Source organism: Shewanella sp. MBTL60-112-B2, assembly GCF_019655055.1.
In the GTDB taxonomy this organism is placed as follows: domain Bacteria; phylum Pseudomonadota; class Gammaproteobacteria; order Enterobacterales; family Shewanellaceae; genus Shewanella.
In genome coordinates, this window is the sequence record NZ_BPFA01000060.1 from 1 (window position 1) to 3,390 (window position 3,390).

The window sequence follows — 3,390 nt, forward strand, 5'->3', positions numbered from 1 at the left end:
TTAAAATAAGTGGTATCCCCAAGGGGATTCGAACCCCTGTTACCGCCGTGAAAGGGCGGTGTCCTAGGCCTCTAGACGATGGGGACCCGGACTGCATTAGACTCTGCAAAGAGTGAATACTCATTAAACCCTGTAGGCTAAGATTTAATGCTTAAATCAGTTAGATGGTGGAGCCTAGCGGGATCGAACCGCTGACCTCAACACTGCCAGTGTTGCGCTCTCCCAGCTGAGCTAAGGCCCCTCACTAACTAAATCACTTTTGAGTGCACCGCGAACTACTCGTTGGCTGTGTCTCAACTGCGTGGCGCATTCTATGCAGCGCACCCAAAAGAGTCAACCCGTTTTTTACGAATTTATTCTATTTGCTACAAATTCAATCGCTTTGGAGATTCTTTGCTCTGTACGGGCCTTTCCAACCAAGAATATGGTTAAATCAACAGCAGGAGACATACCTGCGCCTGTTACGGCTACACGTAATGGCATACCCACTTTACCCATGCCCACTTCTAATTCAGCAGCGGTATCTTCAATTGCTTGATGAATTGCTTCTAAAGTCCACTCATTTAGACCAGCCAATTTAGTTTGGAATAACTGCAGTGGCTCTAGTGCAACACCTCTTAGGTGTTTCTTAGCTGCATTTTCGTCAAACTCTGCGAAATCTTCAAAGAAGTAACGGCTAGATGCTGCAAGTTCTTTTAGTGTCTTTGCACGTTCTGATAATGCAGAAACCACTTCAGATAGTTTTGGACCATTGCTTGTATCAATGTTTTGATCAGCCATGTGCCACTCTAAGTGAGAAGCTACATATTCTGGATCAGATTCTTTAATATAGTGCTGATTCAACCAAATTAGCTTATCTGTATTAAAAGCAGAGGCTGCTTTGTTGATATCATCAAGGCTAAAGAATTGCTTCATCTCATCAATAGAGAACACTTCTTGATCGCCATGTGACCAACCTAAACGAACTAAGTAGTTAAGCAGTGCTTCAGGTAAGTAACCATCATCGCGGTACTGCATAACACCAACTGCGCCATGACGCTTAGAAAGCTTAGCGCCATCATCACCTAAAATCATCGATACATGAGCATACTCAGGTACTGGTGCACCTAATGCTTTAAGGATGTTGATCTGACGTGGTGTATTGTTGATATGGTCTTCACCACGAACAACACAGGTAATCCCCATATCCCAATCGTCTACTACTACACAGAAGTTATAAGTCGGTGTGCCTTCAGTACGAGCGATGATCAAATCATCTAGTGTATTGTTTGCAAATTCAATGCGGCCACGTACGTGATCGTCAAATACAACGCTACCTTCTGTTGGGTTTTTGAAACGCACAACAAATGGCTCATCAGTATCACGTGGGGCTTTATCACGGCAGCAACCATCATACTTTTGCTGTTCGCCATTAGCAGCTTGCTCTTCACGCATTGTTTCAATGCGCTCACGGCTACAGTAACACTTATATGCAGTGCCCTGCTCTAACATCTGTGCAATGATTTCGTTGTAACGATCAAAACGCTTGGTCTGATAGTAAGGACCTTCATCCCAATTCAGGTTAAGCCATTCCATGCCTTCTAAAATTGCTGCGCACGCTTCTGGAGTTGAACGCTCAAGATCGGTATCTTCGATACGTAAAACAAACTCACCTTGGTTTGCGCGTGCATATAACCATGAATAAAGTGCTGTACGAGCACCACCAACGTGCAAAAAGCCGGTAGGGCTTGGAGCAAAACGCGTCTTAACTGTCATAATGGACATTGACCTATGTAGAAAGCCTAAATAATAGACTGTACTAATGAATGTGGTGCATATTCTAACAGCCAAAAGAGCTAGGGAAAATAGATCTACTGTTATATGGTAAATTTTGTGGCATAAATCAGTGCATCAAACACTCAATTGCTGCCACAGCCCTACTCTCTAAACCATCGCTTGTAATATCTCTTGATACGCCCTTTTCAATAAAAGTATCAAGAGAGGATAATTGTAGAGTCACAAAAGGCTGCTTATTATAGAGCCAACCAATAATTTGCTGTGCATCTATAGAACATAAACTATGGTTCGGATCGACTCAGGTTTTGGCAATACTCATACAACAGCATATCGTTCCTCATCATTACTCTGAAACAGATACAACTACGATACGGGTACCCTCTACCTCTACCTCTACCTCTACCTCTACCTCTACCTCTACCTCTACCTCTACCTCTACCTCTACCTCTACCTCTACCTCTACCTCTACCTCTAAAATAACACTGCCAGCATTTGAATGATGAATGATAGCTCGGTATGAAATCATTCATTTAGTCGTCATGTGCTCAGTTACAGCTTAATCTTCCTCTCTCCTCTGCAACCGCTTTTACTCTTTCGTATCTTTCGTTACAAAAGAATATGTACTAAAAAAGCTAGAGAATGAGTAATCATTTCGCATTAAGAAAATACGAACGGCAATATCAATATAAGTCTATTGAACTAGCGATGATGGTTTATCGCTAATTAACTTTGCAATAAGCGTTATGCGTACAAAATGAGCCAAACCACGAAAGAGCAACCGTTTATTTTCTTTATATAGGTAAGTTTTCAAACCGGATTGCTGCATGCAAAACCACTTTACCAATAAATAAGCGATTACCCTCGCGATGTGAACTCACCCGCTAGTACAAAATACATGCAAATCTTTTCGACCTATGGCATCTCTTGAATTTCGACAATGAACAAATGCATACTTTTTAATATAAGAATTACTCCGTATACTCAGCATTCGAGTAAAACGAAACCGTCCGACAAAGATCGGTTAAGCTAACTTTTAGCCACTTATGGCTTTAGATGGCAAGCTTCTGATTAACTATGCAGCAACACGCGCAAAATTGAACCGTAGTCGTTATTTTATCTGAAAAAAGCGTTGACAGTAGATCGTTCCTCCCTATAATACGGCCCCACACAGCGAGGTCGATTAGCTCAGCTGGGAGAGCACCTCCCTTACAAGGAGGGGGTCACTGGTTCGAGCCCAGTATCGACCACCATTTTTTTTTATAAAGAATTAAATCATTGTGTAAATCCCAGGTCGATTAGCTCAGCTGGGAGAGCACCTCCCTTACAAGGAGGGGGTCACTGGTTCGAGCCCAGTATCGACCACCATTCTTTTCATAAAGAATTAAAACATTATGAAATCCCAGGTCGATTAGCTCAGCTGGGAGAGCACCTCCCTTACAAGGAGGGGGTCACTGGTTCGAGCCCAGTATCGACCACCATTCTTTTCGTAAAGAATTAAAACATTATGAAATCCCAGGTCGATTAGCTCAGCTGGGAGAGCACCTCCCTTACAAGGAGGGGGTCACTGGTTCGAGCCCAGTATCGACCACCATTCTTTTCGTAAAGAATTAAAAC

1 protein-coding gene and 6 tRNA genes are annotated in these 3,390 nt (G+C 42.7%); 4 read left to right on the forward strand and 3 right to left on the reverse strand.

The genetic code is table 11. The features are described 5' to 3' along the window. Window positions 1-10: 10 nt before the first annotated feature. The 3 genes from K5Q73_RS21135 to gltX form a co-directional block, all read right to left on the reverse strand. Window positions 11-86, reverse strand: a tRNA-Glu gene (locus tag K5Q73_RS21135). 79 nt (window positions 87-165) lie between these two features. Next, a tRNA-Ala gene (locus K5Q73_RS21140) sits at window positions 166-241 on the reverse strand. A 104-nt stretch (window positions 242-345) separates the two neighbouring features. Continuing rightward, on the reverse strand, window positions 346-1,755 hold the full coding sequence (gltX, locus tag K5Q73_RS21145) for a glutamate--tRNA ligase (protein ID WP_220765792.1): 1,410 nt from the start codon (window positions 1,753-1,755) through the stop codon (window positions 346-348). A gap of 1,195 nt (window positions 1,756-2,950) precedes the next feature. Between gltX and K5Q73_RS21150 the strand changes: the two genes are divergently transcribed. From K5Q73_RS21150 to K5Q73_RS21165, 4 genes are all read left to right on the forward strand, one after another. Continuing rightward, window positions 2,951-3,026, forward strand: a tRNA-Val gene (locus K5Q73_RS21150). Between the two features lie 39 nt (window positions 3,027-3,065). After that, window positions 3,066-3,141, forward strand: a tRNA-Val gene (locus K5Q73_RS21155). 37 nt (window positions 3,142-3,178) lie between these two features. Continuing rightward, window positions 3,179-3,254: transfer RNA gene (locus tag K5Q73_RS21160), tRNA-Val, on the forward strand. 37 nt (window positions 3,255-3,291) lie between these two features. Next, window positions 3,292-3,367: transfer RNA gene (locus K5Q73_RS21165), tRNA-Val, on the forward strand. Window positions 3,368-3,390: the final 23 nt, after the last annotated feature.